This is a genomic window from Streptomyces sp. NBC_00122, from assembly GCF_045160845.1.
Lineage (GTDB): Bacteria > Actinomycetota > Actinomycetes > Streptomycetales > Streptomycetaceae > Streptomyces.
The window spans coordinates 4,552,136-4,567,522 of record NZ_CP108191.1 but is presented as its reverse complement, the minus strand read 5'-3'; the positions used below and the strand labels follow the sequence as shown (position 1 = coordinate 4,567,522).

Annotated in this window: 12 protein-coding genes; 3 read left to right on the top strand and 9 right to left on the bottom strand. The window is 71.5% G+C overall.

The features are described 5' to 3' along the window. Positions 1 to 92: 92 nt before the first annotated feature. The 5 genes from ilvC to OG737_RS21765 all read right to left on the bottom strand — a co-directional run bounded on the left by ilvC (position 93) and on the right by OG737_RS21765 (position 8,030). Positions 93 to 1,094: a ketol-acid reductoisomerase gene (ilvC, locus tag OG737_RS21785; protein ID WP_328927810.1), complete on the bottom strand. Its 1,002-nt coding sequence runs from the start codon at positions 1,092 to 1,094 to the stop codon at positions 93 to 95. Between the two features lie 180 nt (positions 1,095 to 1,274). After that, positions 1,275 to 1,799, bottom strand: coding sequence for an acetolactate synthase small subunit (ilvN, locus tag OG737_RS21780; protein ID WP_267824446.1), 525 nt, complete (start codon positions 1,797 to 1,799; stop codon positions 1,275 to 1,277). A gap of 31 nt (positions 1,800 to 1,830) precedes the next feature. Beyond that, complete coding sequence (locus OG737_RS21775; RefSeq protein WP_328927809.1) at positions 1,831 to 3,717, bottom strand: acetolactate synthase large subunit; 1,887 nt, start codon at positions 3,715 to 3,717, stop codon at positions 1,831 to 1,833. 204 nt (positions 3,718 to 3,921) lie between these two features. After that, positions 3,922 to 6,801, bottom strand: coding sequence for a putative bifunctional diguanylate cyclase/phosphodiesterase (locus OG737_RS21770; RefSeq protein WP_405678411.1), 2,880 nt, complete (start codon positions 6,799 to 6,801; stop codon positions 3,922 to 3,924). A gap of 272 nt (positions 6,802 to 7,073) precedes the next feature. Next, positions 7,074 to 8,030, bottom strand: coding sequence for a 2-hydroxyacid dehydrogenase (locus OG737_RS21765; protein ID WP_328927808.1), 957 nt, complete (start codon positions 8,028 to 8,030; stop codon positions 7,074 to 7,076). 96 nt (positions 8,031 to 8,126) lie between these two features. Here OG737_RS21765 and OG737_RS21760 point away from each other — a divergent pair, with 96 nt between their 5' ends. The 3 genes from OG737_RS21760 (at position 8,127) to OG737_RS21750 (ending at position 10,748) form a co-directional block, all read left to right on the top strand. Next, complete coding sequence (locus tag OG737_RS21760; protein ID WP_328927807.1) at positions 8,127 to 9,134, top strand: aldo/keto reductase; 1,008 nt, start codon at positions 8,127 to 8,129, stop codon at positions 9,132 to 9,134. A gap of 123 nt (positions 9,135 to 9,257) precedes the next feature. Further along, the gene (locus OG737_RS21755; protein WP_405678414.1) at positions 9,258 to 10,496 is read left to right on the top strand and encodes a PQQ-dependent sugar dehydrogenase; all 1,239 of its coding nucleotides are present in this window, start codon (positions 9,258 to 9,260) and stop codon (positions 10,494 to 10,496) included. A gap of 54 nt (positions 10,497 to 10,550) precedes the next feature. Beyond that, positions 10,551 to 10,748, top strand: a complete 198-nt coding sequence (locus OG737_RS21750) for a DUF6191 domain-containing protein (RefSeq protein ID WP_405681347.1) — start codon at positions 10,551 to 10,553, stop codon at positions 10,746 to 10,748. Here OG737_RS21750 and OG737_RS21745 read toward each other — a convergent pair. The 4 genes from OG737_RS21745 to OG737_RS21730 form a co-directional block, all read right to left on the bottom strand. Further along, positions 10,693 to 13,758 carry an AAA family ATPase gene (locus OG737_RS21745; RefSeq protein WP_405678416.1) on the bottom strand — a complete coding sequence of 1,022 codons (3,066 nt, stop codon included), beginning with the start codon at positions 13,756 to 13,758 and terminating at the stop codon, positions 10,693 to 10,695. The two genes, OG737_RS21750 and OG737_RS21745, sit on opposite strands and share 56 nt — an antisense overlap. A 77-nt stretch (positions 13,759 to 13,835) precedes the next feature. Then, positions 13,836 to 14,003: a hypothetical protein gene (locus OG737_RS21740; protein WP_328927803.1), complete on the bottom strand. Its 168-nt coding sequence runs from the start codon at positions 14,001 to 14,003 to the stop codon at positions 13,836 to 13,838. A gap of 167 nt (positions 14,004 to 14,170) precedes the next feature. Next, positions 14,171 to 14,740 (bottom strand): hypothetical protein, encoded by a 570-nt coding sequence (locus OG737_RS21735; protein WP_405678418.1) that lies wholly within the window; start codon positions 14,738 to 14,740, stop codon positions 14,171 to 14,173. A gap of 79 nt (positions 14,741 to 14,819) precedes the next feature. Continuing rightward, the gene (locus OG737_RS21730; protein WP_328927801.1) at positions 14,820 to 15,374 is read right to left on the bottom strand and encodes a GNAT family protein; all 555 of its coding nucleotides are present in this window, start codon (positions 15,372 to 15,374) and stop codon (positions 14,820 to 14,822) included. Between the last annotated feature and the right edge of the window lie 13 nt (positions 15,375 to 15,387).

Below are 15,387 nucleotides of genomic sequence, written 5' to 3'. Positions count from 1 at the left end.
CGGGACCGCAGATGCCGCGTGTCCGGCCTCCCCGGCCGTCCGTGCTGTGCGGCAGGGCCGGGACGGCGCGTCCCGGCCCCGCCGCCACGAGATCAGCTCTCGTCGCTGTCGACCCAGCTCATCAGCTTGCGCAGCTTCTTGCCGGTGGTCTCCAGCAGGTGCTCCGAGTCGGCCTTCTTGTACTCGTTGTACTTCGGCAGACCGGCTTTGTACTCGGCCATCCACTCCTCGGCGAACTTGCCGCTCTGGATCTCCTCCAGGACCTTCTTCATCTCGGCCTTGGTGGCGTCGGTGATGACGCGGGGGCCGGTGATGTAGTCGCCCCACTCGGCGGTCTCGGAGACCGACCAGCGCATCTTCTCCAGGCCGCCCTCGTACATGAGGTCCACGATGAGCTTCAGCTCGTGCAGGCACTCGAAGTACGCGATCTCGGGCTGGTAGCCGGCCTCGGTCAGGGTCTCGAAACCGGCCTTGACGAGGGCGGAGGCGCCACCGCAGAGGACGGCCTGCTCACCGAACAGGTCGGTCTCGGTCTCCTCGGTGAAGGTGGTCTTGATGACGCCGGCGCGGGTGCCGCCGATGCCGGCCGCGTACGAGAGCGCCAGGTCGAAGGCCTTGCCGGTGGCGTCCTGCTCGACGGCCGCGATGCACGGAACGCCGCGGCCCTCCTCGTACTGGCGGCGGACCAGGTGGCCCGGGCCCTTCGGGGCGACGAGGGCGACGTCCACGTTGGTGGGGGGCTTGATGAAGCCGTAGCGGACGTTGAAGCCGTGACCGAAGAAGAGCGCGTCGCCCTCCTTCAGGTGGTCCTTGATGGACTCCTCGTAGATCTCGGCCTGGAGCGGGTCCGGGGTCAGGATCATGATGACGTTCGCCCACTCGGCGGCCTCGGCCACGGGGACGACCTTCAGGCCCTGCTCCTCGGCCTTGGCCTTGGAGCTGGAGCCCTCCTTGAGGCCGACGACGACGTCGACGCCGGAGTCACGGAGCGACAGCGCGTGGGCGTGGCCCTGGCTGCCGTAACCGATGACCGCGACCTTGCGGCCCTGGATGATGGACAGGTCGGCGTCGTTCTCGTAGAACAGCTCGGCCACTGGGATATCTCCTTGGTGCGCTGGTGTTGCACCCACCGTACGGCGGGGAACGGAATCTGAGTCTGTCGGTCTCGCCATGCGAGCTTGAGCGTGTCCGACGTGTCTTGCGTGTCTGTTGCGTCCGACGTCGCGGGCGCGTCAGGCAGGTCCGGCGTGTCGGGCACCGGGCCTGTCGGGCCGTCAGGCGCTGCGGTCGAGCGCCCGCAGGCTGCGGTCCGTGATGGACCGTCCGCCACGCCCTATGGCGATCGTGCCGGACTGCACGAGCTCCTTGATCCCGAAGGGCTCCAGCATCTTGAGCATCGCGCCGAGCTTGTCGGTGCCGCCGGTGGCCTCGATGGTGACGGCCTCCGGGGAGACGTCGACCGTCTTGGCGCGGAACAGCTGGACGATCTCGACGATCTGCGACCGGGTCTCGTTGTCGGCGCGGACCTTCACCAGGACGAGTTCGCGCTCGATCGCGTTGTGCGACTCCAGCTCGACGATCTTGAGGACGTTGACCAGCTTGTTGAGCTGCTTGGTCACCTGCTCCAGCGGGAGGTCCTCGACGTTCACGACGATGGTGATGCGGGAGATGTCGGGGTGCTCCGTGACACCGACCGCCAGGGAGTCGATGTTGAACCCGCGGCGGGAGAACAGCGCGGCGATCCGGGCGAGGATGCCGGGCGTGTTCTCGACCAGGACGGAGAGCGTGTGCTTGGACATGTGAGGCGTTCTCTCTCTCGGCTCTCTCGGCTCAGTCGTCTTCGTTGTCGCCGAAGTCGGGACGGACGCCCCGGGCTGCCATGACCTCGTCGTTGGAGGTGCCGGCGGCGACCATCGGCCACACCATGGCGTCCTCGTGGACGATGAAGTCGATGACCACCGTACGGTCGTTGATCGCGTTGGCCTCGGCGATGACCTTGTCGAGGTCGGCCGGGTCCTCGCAGCGCAGGGCGACGCAGCCCATGGCCTCGGACAGCTTGACGAAGTCCGGGACGCGGGTGCCCTTGCGGGGGGCGGTCGACTCGCCGAGCTGGGAGCCGACGGTGTCGTGGCCGGTCTCGTCCGCGTGGAGGACGGTGTTCGAGTAGCGCTGGTTGTAGAACAGGGTCTGCCACTGGCGGACCATGCCCAGCGCACCGTTGTTGATGATCGCGACCTTGATCGGGATGTTGTTCAGCGCGCAGGTGACCAGCTCCTGATTGGTCATCTGGAAGCAGCCGTCGCCGTCGATCGCCCAGACCGTGCGCTCGGGCATGCCGACCTTGGCACCCATCGCGGCCGGGACCGCGTAGCCCATGGTTCCGGCGCCGCCGGAGTTCAGCCAGGTGCGGGGCTCCTCGTACTTGACGAAGTGCGAGGCCCACATCTGGTGCTGGCCGACGCCGGCCGCGAAGATCGTGCTCTTCGGTGCGAGCGCGCCGATCCGCTCGATGACCTGCTGGGGCGAGAGGCTGCCGTCCGCGGGCAGGTCGTAGCCCAGCGGGTAGGTGTCGCGCCAGCGGTTGAGGTCGTTCCACCAGGCGGTGTAGTCGCCCGCGTTGCCCTCGGTGTGCTCGGCCTGGACGGCCTGGATCAGGTCGGCGATGACCTCGCGGGCGTCGCCCACGATCGGGACGTCGACCTCGCGGTTCTTGCCGATCTCGGCCGGGTCGATGTCCGCGTGGATGATCTTGGCGAAGGGCGCGAAGCTGTCCAGCTTGCCGGTGACGCGGTCGTCGAAGCGGGTGCCGAGGGCGATCAGCAGGTCCGACTTCTGCAGCGCGGTGACGCCGGTGACCGAGCCGTGCATGCCCGGCATGCCGACGTGCAGCGGGTGACTGTCGGGGAAGGAGCCGAGCGCCATCAGGGTGGTCGCGACCGGGACGCCGGTCAGCTCGGCGAGGACCTTCAGCTCGGCGGTCGCGCCGGACTTCATGACGCCGCCGCCGACGTACAGCACCGGGCGCTTGGCCTGGCAGATGAGCTTGGCGGCCTCGCGGATCTGCTTGGCGTGCGGCTTGGTGACCGGCCGGTAACCGGGGAGGTCCTGGGAGGGCGGCCACGAGAAGGTGGTCTTCGCCTGCAGGGCGTCCTTGGCGATGTCGACCAGGACCGGGCCGGGGCGGCCGGTGGAGGCGATGTGGAAGGCCTCGGCGATCGTCCGCGGGATGTCCTCGGCCTTGGTGACCAGGAAGTTGTGCTTGGTGATCGGCATCGTGATGCCGACGATGTCCGCCTCCTGGAAGGCGTCGGTGCCGATCGCCTTGGAGGAGACCTGGCCGGTGATCGCGACCAGCGGGACGGAGTCCATGTGCGCGTCGGCGATCGGGGTGACCAGGTTCGTGGCGCCGGGACCGGACGTGGCCATGCAGACGCCGACCTTGCCGGTGGCCTGCGCGTAGCCGGTGGCGGCGTGGCCGGCCCCCTGCTCGTGGCGGACCAGGATGTGACGGACCTTCTTCGAGTCCATCATCGGGTCGTACGCGGGGAGGATGGCACCTCCCGGAATCCCGAAGACGGTGTCGCACCCCACCTCTTCGAGAGAGCGGATGAGGGACTGCGCGCCCGTGACGTGCTCAACTGCGGTGGACTGCTGTCCGCCGGAACGGGGCCGCGGCTGCGGATGGTGGGCCCCGGTGGCCTGCTCGGTCATCGGCATTCTCTTCTCGAAGCTGAGGGTTTTACGCGGATTCGACTCTGTGCCAGTGCAACAAAAAACCCCTCGTGCCGGGAGGCAAGCGAGGGGAGCGCGTCGGGTGTGTTGAGCGGGGACATGCTGGTCCCGGCTTCAGCCGACGCGCTTTCCAAGTACGAGAATTCGGGTGCGCATGGCATTGACCCTCCCTCTGGCGGGAGGGTGATGTCAAGTAGGTGGGACGGGCGTCTCATTATGTGAGCCCCTATGGATGGCCATCGATCCCCCCGGCGAACCACCGGCCAGGGCGGGCTGCACCGCGCCACCCGGTACTGGGAAACTACCGCGCACGAGCGCGCGCCGCAGCCGGTATTCGTCGAGTGGCCCGGAGAAGGCCATTCCCTGGCCGTGGGTGCACCCCATGGCGCGCAGCGCCATCACCTGTTCGGGCAGGTCCACCCCGTCGGCCACCGATTGCATGCCCAGGTCGTTTGCGATCCGCAAGAGACCTGCGGTGATCTTGTGGAGCCGCGAGGACTCGACCACACCCTCCACCAGCCCGCGGTCCAGCTTGAGCATGTCCACCGGAAGGCGGCGCAGGGCGCTGATCGCCGCGTAGCCGCTCCCGAAGCCGTCCAGCGCGATTCCCACCCCGAGCCGGTTCAGGCCCGTCAGGCGGCGCTCCAGGTCGTCGAAGGGCACTCTGGGATCGGAAACGGCCAGCTCCAGGACCAGAGCACCGGAGGGCAGTCCGTGCCTGGTCAGCAGGGCCTCCACGGTGCCCAGCGGCATGGCCCGGTCGAGGAGCCGCTGGGCGGTCATCCGGACGGCCACGGGGACGCCGTGCCCGGCCCGGTGGCGGTCGGCGGCCTGCTCCACGGCCTGCTCCAGCAGCCAGCGCCCCAGCTCGGCGGTCCGCGACGCGTCCTTGCCGGCGGCGGCCGCGGACCCCTCGCTGTACTCCGCCACACGGAGGAACTCCGCCGGGGTGAAGAGGATGCCCTGGGTCGAACGCCAGCGGGCCTGTGCGACCACGGCGGAGACCTCGCCGGTGGCCAGTGAGACGACGGGCTGGTGCAGCAGCGCGAACTCGCCCTCGTGCAGTGCGGTCCGCAGCCGGCCCGCCAGCTCGGCCTTCCGGACGACCTCGGCCTGCATCTGCGGGGCGTACATCTCGACGCGGTCCTTGCCGCCCGCCTTGGCCCGGTACATCGCGAGATCCGCGTTGCGCATCAGGTCCGAAGGGGTGATTCCGGGGTCGGCGAAGGCCACGCCGATGCTGGCGGAGACCCGTACCTCGCTGCCGCCGATCCGGTACGCCTGGGAGAGGGTGGTGCGCAGCCGGTCGGCGATCTCGCGCGCCTGGTATTCGCGGGCGCTGCGGTCCCGGCTGCCGTCGCCGAGGATCAGCGCGGCGAACTCGTCGCCGCCGAGGCGGGCCGCGGTGTCCCCGGCCCGGACCGAGTCCTGGAGTCTGCGCGCGGCCTCGCTGAGCAGCTCGTCGCCGGCCTGGTGGCCGATGGTGTCGTTGACCGCCTTGAAGCCGTCGAGGTCGATGAAGAGCACGGCGGTGCTGTGGTCGCCCGCGCGCCGGCCGGTGAGGGCCTGGCGGACCCGCCGGGTGAACAGGGCCCGGTTGGGCAGGTCGGTCAGCGGATCGTGCTCGGCGCTGTGCTGGAGCTGGGCCTGGAGGCGGACCCGCTCGGTGACGTCCCGGCTATTGAGGATGAGCCCGCCCTGGTGCCGGTTGACGGTGGACTCCACGTTGAGCCATTCGCCGTCGCCCGACTTGAACCGGCATTCGATGCGGGTGGTGGGCTCCTCGGCCGGGGGCGCGGCGAGGAAGCGGCGCACCTCGTGGACCACCTTGCCGAGGTCGTCGGGGTGGATCAGGGCGGCGAGCTCGGTGCCGACCAGCTCCTCCGCCTCGCGGCCGTAGACCCCGGCGGCGGCGGGGCTCACGTAGTGCAGGGTCCCGGTGGGCGCGGCGATCATGATGACGTCGCTGGAACCCTGGACCAGGGAGCGGAAGTGGTTCTCCTTCTGGGCCAGTTCCTGGGTCAGCGCGATGTTGTCGAGGAGCATGATGCCCTGGCGGATGACGAGGGCGAGGACGACCGTGCAGCCGGTGAAGACTACGATCCGGTCGACCTTCCGGCCGTCCACGACGTTGTAGAGGATGCCCAGGGTGCACACGGCGGCCGCGAGGTACGGGGTGAGGGCGGGCAGCGAGCCGGTGATGGGGCGGCTGTGCGGGCGCTCCGCGCGCGGGTGGCCGACGGGCTCCGGGCCCGGGTGGAGGCGCCGGGCGCCCCAGGGCGCGTACGCGAGGAGCAGCGAGCCCGCGAACCAGCCGGCGTCGAGCAGTTGTCCGGACCGGTACTCCGCGCTCAGCAGCGGTGAGGTGAACAGGGCGTCGCTGAGCACGGTGAGGGCGAGCGCGGCGATGGCGGTGTTGACGGCGGAGCGGTTGGTCTCGGACCGCCGGAAGTGCAGGACCAGGACCATCGAGACGAGCGCGATGTCCAGGAGCGGGTAGGCGAGGGAGAGCGCGGCGCGCGGCACGCTGCCGGGGGCGCCGGACTGGGCGGTCCGCGCCGCGTGGGCCAGCGCCAGGCTCCAGGAGAGGGTGAGCAGGGAGCCGCCGATGAGCCAGGAGTCGAGCCCGAGGCACACCCAGCCGGCGCGGGTGACCGGGCGTTTGGCGAGGACGAGGAGGCCCACGATGGCCGGCGGGGCGAAGCAGAGGAAGGCGAAGTCGGCGAGCGAAGGCTTCGGTACCTCCTGGCCGAGGATCACCTCGTACCAGCCCCAGACCGCGTTGCCGCCGGCACCCATGAGGGAGGAGAAGGCGAAGAGCAGCCAGGCGGGCCGTTCACGGCTGTCGATCGCCCGCGCGTAGGAGTAGCAGGAGACCGCCGCGAGTAATCCGGCGGCGCTGAGCCCGAAGTCACCCATGATCTCGGCGACTTCCTCCGACCCCCAGTTGAGGGCGGCGCCGACGGCGTACCCGCCGCTGACCACCGCGAGGAGCAGCTGCATGGCCAGGCCCTTGCCTCCGCCCGAAAGGGACGGGCGGTTCAGGAGCGCCGCCCCCTGGGCACTCACCGGTCCCCCTCGCGAGCTGCTTCCGACGCACCCCATCGTCGCCTCCGGCGGCTGTGCCGTGTCGGATCCTTTGTCCATTGGCCGTACATCGCCCGTCGCCCCCCAAAGTGTCCGATCACTCCCCAGCGCCAGACGTTCGTGGCGCAGCCCCTTCTTCCGGACGATACACCACTTTCGTCACTCAGGGACATACCTTCTCTACGCTGCGTTACCATCAAGGGAGTTGGTCCTGCTGAACGCATCCGGACGACTGCGGAGCGTGCTCGCTCGCGTCACTCGGTGATCAGCACCGTGTGTTCCACGGACTCCCCGGCGGCGAACCGGGTCAGCTGGCGCGCCACCATGCGCTTGGCCCGCGGCTCGAAGGCCGAGCTGCTGCCGCCCACATGGGGCGTGATCAGGACATTCGGAGCATGCCAGAGCGGGTGGCCCGCGGGCAGCGGTTCCGGGTCGGTGACGTCCAGCGCCGCCCGCAGCCGGCCCGAATCCACCTCCGCCAGCAGGGACTTGGTGTCGACGACGGGGCCGCGCGCGACGTTCACGAGCAGGGCGCCGTCCTTCATGCGGCTCAGGAACTCGGCTCCGGCCAGGCCGCGGGTGGATTCGGTGAGCGGCATGGTGAGGATCACCACGTCGGCCCGCGGCAGGAGTTCGGGCAGGTCGGCCAGGGCGTGGACGGGGCCGCGCGGCGCGGTGCGTGCCGAGCGCGCGACGCGGTCGACCGGCCCGCACTCGAAGGGCACGAGCCGGTCCTCGACGGCCGAGCCGATCGCTCCGTAGCCGACGATCAGGACGGACTTGTCGGCGAGGGCGCCGTAGAAGCCGGCCCTCCACTCCTCGCGGTCCTGGCTCCGGACCATGCCGGGGATGCCCCGCAGGGAGGTGAGGACGAGGGTGAGGGCGAGTTCGGCGGTGCTGGCCGTGTGGACCCCGACGGCGTTGCACAGCCGTACGCCGGGACGCAGGCTGCCGAGGCCCCCCGGCTCCCCGACGAGATCGTCGATGCCGGCGGTCAGGGTCTGGACGACCTGGACGGCGGACATCGAGGCCAGCGGGCGCACGGTGACCGCGGGGGGCTTCATGTACGGGGCCACGTAGAAGACGCAGTCGGCCGGATCGGCGGGGAAGTCGTCCTCGCCGTCCCACACGCGGTATCGGAAGGAGTCGGGCAGGCCCTCGATCTCCGCGGCGGGGAAGGGGAGCCAGACGTCCCAGGTCTTTGCAGTCATGATCACGAGGCTATGCCAAGCCATCGCGATCAAGCCGTTAGTTTGATTGCGGGACCGGGAGCGGCGGGACCGGGAGCGGGGGAGGGGGACGCACGGGTGGAGCGCAGGTCGATCGGGGCGGGAGCACTGGCGGTGGGCGCGGTCGGACTCGGCTGCATGCCGATGAGCTGGGCGTACGCGCCTTCGCGGCGGCGGGGGCAGGAGTCGGTGGCGGCGGTGCACACGGCGCTGGACCTGGGGTCGAACCTGCTGGACACCGCCGATGTGTACGGACCGTTCACCAATGAGCTGCTGCTGGGGCGGGTGCTGCGGGACCGGCGCTCCGAGGCGTTCGTCTCGGCCAAGGTCGGGCTGCGGGCGGGCGACCAGCACGTGGTGGCCGACGGCCGGCCCGGCTATCTGCGGCGGGCCTGCGACGCCTCGCTGCGGCGGCTGCGGACCGATGTCATAGACCTCTACCAGCTGCACCGGGTGGATCCGGAGGTGCCGGTGGAGGAGACCTGGGGTGCGATGGCGGAGTTGGTGGGCGCGGGGAAGGTGCGGGCGCTCGGGTTCTGCGCGCTGGGGGCGGGCGCCGGGCCGGGGGCCGGGCGGCGCGGGGACCGGGCGTACGCCACGACCGTGCGGCACCTGGAGCGGGCGCAGCAGGTGTTCCCGGTGAGCGCGGTGCAGGCGGAGCTCTCGGTGTGGTCGCCGGAGGCGGCGTGGCAGCTCCTGCCGTGGTGCGCGGCGCGCGGGGTGGGTTTCCTGGCGGCGATGCCGCTGGGCAGCGGATTCCTGACGGGGACGCTCACCCCGGGCGAGGGTTTCGAGTCGGAGGACGTGCGGGCCCGGCATCCGCGGTTCACGGCGCACGCGATGGCGTCGAACCAGGGGCTGGTGGCGGGGCTGCGGCGGGTGGCGGGACGGCACGGGCCCGAGGTCACGGTCGCGCAGGTGGCGCTGGCGTGGGTGCTGGCGCAGGGGCCGCAGGTGGTGCCGGTGCCGGGGGCGGACCGGGCACGGTGGGCGGCGGAGAACGCGCGGGCCGCGGAGGTGCGGCTCACGGCCGGGGACCTCGCGGAGATCGCGTCCCTTCCGGTCGCCGTGGGAGCCTGGGACTGACGGGGACGGGGCCTCGCCCACAACCACTCGATCGGGTGTACGAGTGGTGGAACTTCGGGAACCTCTGCGGCTGTTGAGACGGGTGAAGGGGCAGGATCGGAGCACCGGGAAGGGAGCAGGGCGATGCGATACGGAAGTTCTCGCGGGCGGCAGGCGGGGTTCGGGGGCCCGGGCGCTCGGCGTCAGGGCGTGCTGGCGGCCCTCGCGCTGGCGGGGTGCGGCGCCCTGCTGGTCACGGGATGCTCGCCGGCGGGCGGCCCGGGCTCGGCGGCGGGCAGCTCTCCACCGGGCAAGGCCGCGACCGGCCCCGGATCACCCGGCCCGTCGGGGAGCCCGTCCGCCTCTCCGCAGGCCTCGGGCCCGCCGGCCAAGGGCTCGGTGACGGTGACCGGTGAGGTCGCAAAGGGCCTGGAGTCCCCGTGGGGTGTGGCCCCGCTGCCCGGCGGGGACCTGCTGGTCGCCTCGCGGGACAAGGGGACGATCAGCAGGGTCGCGGCGGACACGGGCGCGGTGACGCAGATCGGCAAGGTGCCGGGGGTGGCTCCGGGCGGGGAGGGCGGGCTGCTGGGTCTCGCCCTGTCGCCGTCCTTCGCCTCGGACCGGTTGGTCTACGCGTACTTCACGACGGAGTCCGACAACCGCATCGCACGGCTGCGTTATGACGAGCAGAGACCTGCCGGGCAGCAACTGGGCTCCCCGGACACGGTGTTCCGGGGCATTCCCAAGGGCCTCGTCCACAACGGCGGCCGGATCGCCTTCGGCCCGGACAAGATGCTCTACGCGGGAACGGGCGAGACCGGTGACAAGGGGCTGGCGCAGGACAGGAGATCGCTGGGCGGCAAGATCCTGCGGATGACGCCGGACGGGGATCCGGTGCACGGCAATCCCGAGGCCGATTCGGTCGTCTACTCCTACGGGCACCGCAATGTGCAGGGCCTCGCGTGGGACAAGGACAAACGGCTGTGGGCGGCCGAGTTCGGCCAGAACACCTGGGACGAGCTGAATCTGATCGAGCCCGGCGCCAACTACGGCTGGCCGGAGGCCGAGGGGAAGGCCGGCAGACCGGGGATGCGGGATCCGGTGGCCGTGTGGAAGACCGACGAGGCCTCCCCGAGCGGGATCGCCTGGGCCGAGGGGTCGGTGTGGATGGCCGGGCTGAAGGGCAGCCGGCTGTGGCGGATCCCGCTGGCCGGTGCGGAACTCGCGGCGGAGCCCGAAGCGTTCCTGGAGGGGAAGTACGGGCGGCTGCGCACGGTGCTGGCTCTCGGCGGGGACAGACTGCTGCTGGTCACGAGCGAGACGGACGGGCGCGGATCGCCGGAAGCGGGCGACGACAGGATCCTGACACTGACAGTGCGATAGCCGGCCCGGACAGGGCTTTGGCCCCCGTGGGGGACGGAAGGCACGGTGGACGCGGTGTTCAACATGATCGAGGAGCTTTTCAACCCGGGACGGGGGCACACGGACGACGAGAAGAAGCGGCTGGAGCTGTCCCGGGTCGACGTCGGTGACGGGGACCCGGGACGGGGGCCGATAGACCTGGAGTCCGGCCACGTGCTCATACGCCTCGACGAGCGGCCTCCGGCGGAGGAGCGGCCGGCCCGGCAGGTGTAAAGAGGCGCAGCCGGTGGGCGAGGGCGGCCGCCTCGCCGCGGCCGGCGACGCCCAGCTTCGCCAGGATGTTCGAGACGTGCACGCTCGCCGTCTTCGGGGAGATGAACAGCTCCTCGGCGATCTTGCGGTTGGTGCTGCCGGCCGCGACCAGGCGCAGTACCTCGCGCTCGCGGCTGGTCAGGCCCAGCTCCTCCACGGGGTCGGCCCGGGGTACCTGCGGGACCTGGGGTGTGTCCGCGGTGGACAGCGGAAGCCGGGCGCGCTGTGCGAGCAGGGCCAGGTCCTCACGCAGCCGGCGTGAGCCGAGCCCGTCGGCGGTGGCGTGGGCCTCGCGCAGCAGGGCGGCGGCTCGCTCGCGGTCGGCGCCGGCGGCCAGCAGGGCCTCGGCGAGCCGGTGGCGGGCCCGGGCCAGCAGGTACGGGCGCTCCAGCGGGCGGACGGCCTCCTCCACGGCGCTCCAGTCGGCCACGGTGTCCCGGGCCTCGGCCCGCAGCAGTTCGGCCCGGAGGTACTCGGCGTGGGCGCACCACACGGGGGCCGGGGCGGGCAGGTTGCGGGCGGCCTTGCGCAACACGCCCAGGGCGGATTCCCGGTCGGCGTCGGCGGCCGGGAATCCCCGGGAGTCCGCCTCCGCGGTGGCGGAGGCGAGGAGCAGCGGCCAGCCGTAGCGGTGCTGCCCGAGCGGGAATCCGTAGGCGACGGCGGCGGCCGTCTCGGCCCGGACGTCGGCGATCCGGCTCTCCCCCGCGGCGACACCGATCGCGAGACGGTACAGCGGTATCCGGTGCTGGGGCTGGATGGCGTGGGTGCCGAAGTGGGCGTGGGCGGCGGTGAGCTGCTGGGCGGCCTCGGTCAATTCACCGCGGGCCAGTGCCAGATGGGCGAGCTGGGTGGCGGCGGCGCCGCGTGGGGCAGCGCTCTGCCCGACGAGCAGCGTGCGCCGGGCCGCCTCGGCGGCCTCGTCCCAGCGGCCGAGGCTGTAGAGGCTCTCCGACATGTTGCCGCTGACCCAGGCCTCGGAGTCCAGCAGCCGGGACTTGCGGACCAGTTCAGCGCCCAGTTCAGCCAGTTCCACGGCTTCACGGGACCGGCCCAGACCTTCCAACTGAGAGGCGAGGTTGATATGTGCACGACCCGCGAGCACGGCGAGGCCGAGTTCCGTGGCCCGTTCCCTGACCGAGTGCATCTCGGCGAGACCGGCTTCGGGGTCGCCGGCGTCGGTGATCAGGCTGCCGACGGTGATCCGGGCATTGAGCTCGATGTCTTCGGCTCCGACCATCCGCGCGTATTCGACGGCGCGTTCGGCGGCGTCGATGTTGCCGGGGCCGGGGTCGTGGAGCATGCCCCAGCCCGCGGCCCGGACCAGGACCTCGGCATGCACCTGGGACGGGGGCAGCCCCTGTACGAGCTCCTGGGCCTTGGCGATCTCGTCCCAGCCGTCGCCCCGGCCGAGGCTCGCGACCAGCCGGGAGCGTTCGGTCCAGAACCAGGCGGCCCGCAGCGGGTCGTGGCCGTCGTCCAGCATGCGCACGGCCGTCTTGCAGAACTTCAGGGCGCGTTCCCGCTCCCCGCCGTAGCGGGCTGCGACGGTCGCCTCGGCCAGCAGGTCGAGCCGCTGCAGCGGGGTGGTGGCCGGGTCGCAGCCGCACGGAGGGTACACATCGGTGTAGTCCGCCGGGCGAAGCGCCTCGCGGACGTCCTCCGGGGCGCTCTCCCACAGGTCCATCGCCCGTTCCAGCAGGCGCAGCTGCTCGGAGTAGGCGTGTCGGCGGCGGGCGGCCACGGAGGCGGCGAGCGCGGCGGGCAGCGCCTTGGACGCGTCGTTCGCGTGGTACCAGTAGCTGGCGAGCCGGATGACCCGCTCCTCGGCGCGGATCAGGGACTCGTCGGCCTCCAGGGCCTCGGCGTAGCGGCGGTTGACGCGGGAGCGCTCGCCGGGCAGCAGGTCGTCGCTCACGGCCTCGCGCACCAGCGAGTGGCGGAAGCGGTAACCGTCCCCGTCGGTGGTGGCGAGCAGGATGTTGGCACCGACGGCGGCCCGGAGAGCTTCGATGAGCTCGTCCTCGCTGAGCCCGGCGACGGCGCGCAGGAGCGGGTACTCGACGGTGGAGCCGCCCTCGGCGACCATGCGCACGACGCCCTGGGCCCGTTCGGGGAGGACCTCGACACGTACGAGGAGCAGGTCGCGCAGGGATTCGGTGAGTCCGGCACGGCAGCCGCTCGCCCGGGAGGCGACGAGTTCCTCGACGAAGAAGGCGTTGCCGTCGGAGCGGTCGAAGACGGAGTCCACGAAGTCCTCGTCGGGCTGCGAGGCGAGGATGCCGGCGAGCTGGCGGCGCACCTCGGCCCGGTTGAAGCGGGGCAGCTCGATGCGCCGGACCGTGCGGAGCCGGTCCAGTTCGGCGAGGAGGGGCCGCAGCGGGTGGCGGCGGTGGACGTCGTCCGCGCGGTAGGTGGCGACGACGACGAGGCGGCCGCTGGACAGAGTGCGGAAGAGGTAGGAGAGCAGGTGGCGTGTGGAGGTGTCCGCCCAGTGCAGGTCCTCCAGGACGAGGACGACGGTGCGGTCGGCGGCGAGCCGCTCCAGCATCCGGGCGGTCAGCTCGAAGAGCCGGGCGGTGCTTTCCTCGTCGTGCGGGCCGCGCGGGGTGTCGCCGAGTTCGGGCAGGATCCGGGCGAGTTCGTCCTCCTGGCCCGCGGCTGCGGCGGCGAGCTCCTCGGGGAGCTGCCGGTGCAGGGTGCGCAGGGCCGTCGAGAACGGGGCGAAGGGAAGCCCCTCCGCCCCGATCTCCATACAGCCTCCGACGGCGACCACGGCGCCGCGGCGGGCCGCTTCGCCGAGGAACTCCTCGGTGAGGCGGGTCTTGCCGACCCCGGCCTCGCCCCCGATGAGCATCGCCTGCGGCTCACGGCTGGCGGCGCGGGTCAATGCGTCGGTGAGTACGGCCAGTTCGTCGGCGCGGCCGACGAACACCGGGCTGACAGATCTGGTCTCCACGTCGCCGAGCATCGCACAGACGTCCCTGGCGGCGGCACTCGTTATCCCTGCGCTTCTCATCACGTGTCAGTTCACGCGGTCGGCGCGGGTCACGCGGTGCGGGCGAAGCGGCTCCGGTGCTCCCTCACCGCCCTTTCGGGTTCCTGGCTTCGTGAGGAGGCACGGCGCGCCTTCTCGGCCTCCCGCACCAGGCGGTACGCGTCGGCCTCGCGGATGAGGTCGGCGTTGCGGGCGGCTGCGATCTCGTACTCGAACATCTCGTACTCCCTGGTGGCGTTTCTCGGGCACCTCGTTCGGTGTGATCCAAGATTCGCGTCCCAGGGGGTACCGGCACATCGGTCGCATGCCGCATCTGCCGGGGCCGCAGGGCCTTAGTCCGGGGCGGAGGGTTCGTGAGCCGGGCCGAGGAGGCCTAAGGCGGTGCCTAGGCGGCTGCCTTCGGGATGGTGAGGAGGAGGTCGAAGTACATGAGGACGAAGAGCAGGATGCCGAGGGCGCCCAGCGCGATGGCCGCCCAGGAGACGGACCGGACCCAGGCGGGGAGGGTGCGCTCGGGGGTGCCGAAGGCGGGCAGGGCCAGCACGAAGACGGCGATGATCAGGGCGAGAGTGGCGAAGATGCCGTTGACCAGGGCGGTGGAGTGCCACGGGCCGATGAACTGGGCGGCGATCTGCGCGTTGGCGTCGGCGGCCTGGGTCAGCTCCAGGCGGCCGGTGATGCTCTTGCGCTCGGACACGATGCCGGCGACCCAGCTGCCGCTGAGCGCGACGACGGAGAGACCCGCGGCGACGATCGCGGAGGCCGCGGATCCGACGTGGCTCGGCTGCTCGTCCCCGGCCACGTCCTCGGCGAACGTGTCGTCGTCCAGGTCCGCGTCGGTGAGTACGGCGTCGGCCTCGGCCTCGGCGGGCTGGGGGATCTCGGCCTTCTCGAGGTCGGCGGGGGTGGCGTCCGCCTCGGAGGCGTTCGGGGCGGGGGTCTTCGTGGTGTCCATGCGGGGCACGGTAAGCGGCGAGTCTGAGAGGTTCATGAGAATTGCGGCGGGCCCCGCGGCCGCGGGGCCCGGACCGGGTTCAGGAGGGACGGGCCGCCGCCCACTCGTGGGCGAGGACCGCCCAGATCTCGGTGCTCTGGCGCGCGCCCCGGTGCAGGTGGTTCTCGCGCATCACGCCCTCGCGGGTCAGGCCGAGGCGCTCGGCGACCGCGATGCTCTTCTTGTTCCCGGTGGCGACGTGCCACTCCACGCGGTGCATGCCGCGCCCGTTGAAGGCCCAGTCGATGAGCACCCGGCAGGCGGCGGTGACCAGGCCGCGTCCGGCGGCGGCGGGCTCCAGCCAGCAGCCGACCTCGCAGTTGCCGCCGGCGGCGTCGAAGACCGGGTAGAGGACGCCGCCGACGAGCGTGCCCTCGACCCAGATGCCGAAGAAGCGGGTGCCGTCGTTCGCGGCCTTCTCGGCGTTCGTACGGAGCAGCTCGCGCGCCGAGTCCAGGTCGGTGGCACGGTCGGGGAAGCCGACGTACTGGCCGATGAACTCGCGGCCACGGTCCATGTGGGCGAGGAATTCCTCGGCGTGCCACACCTCCAGCGGCTTGAGCTGGGCGTCTTCGGCCAGGTCTATCGCGAACATGCGGGGAGTCCTT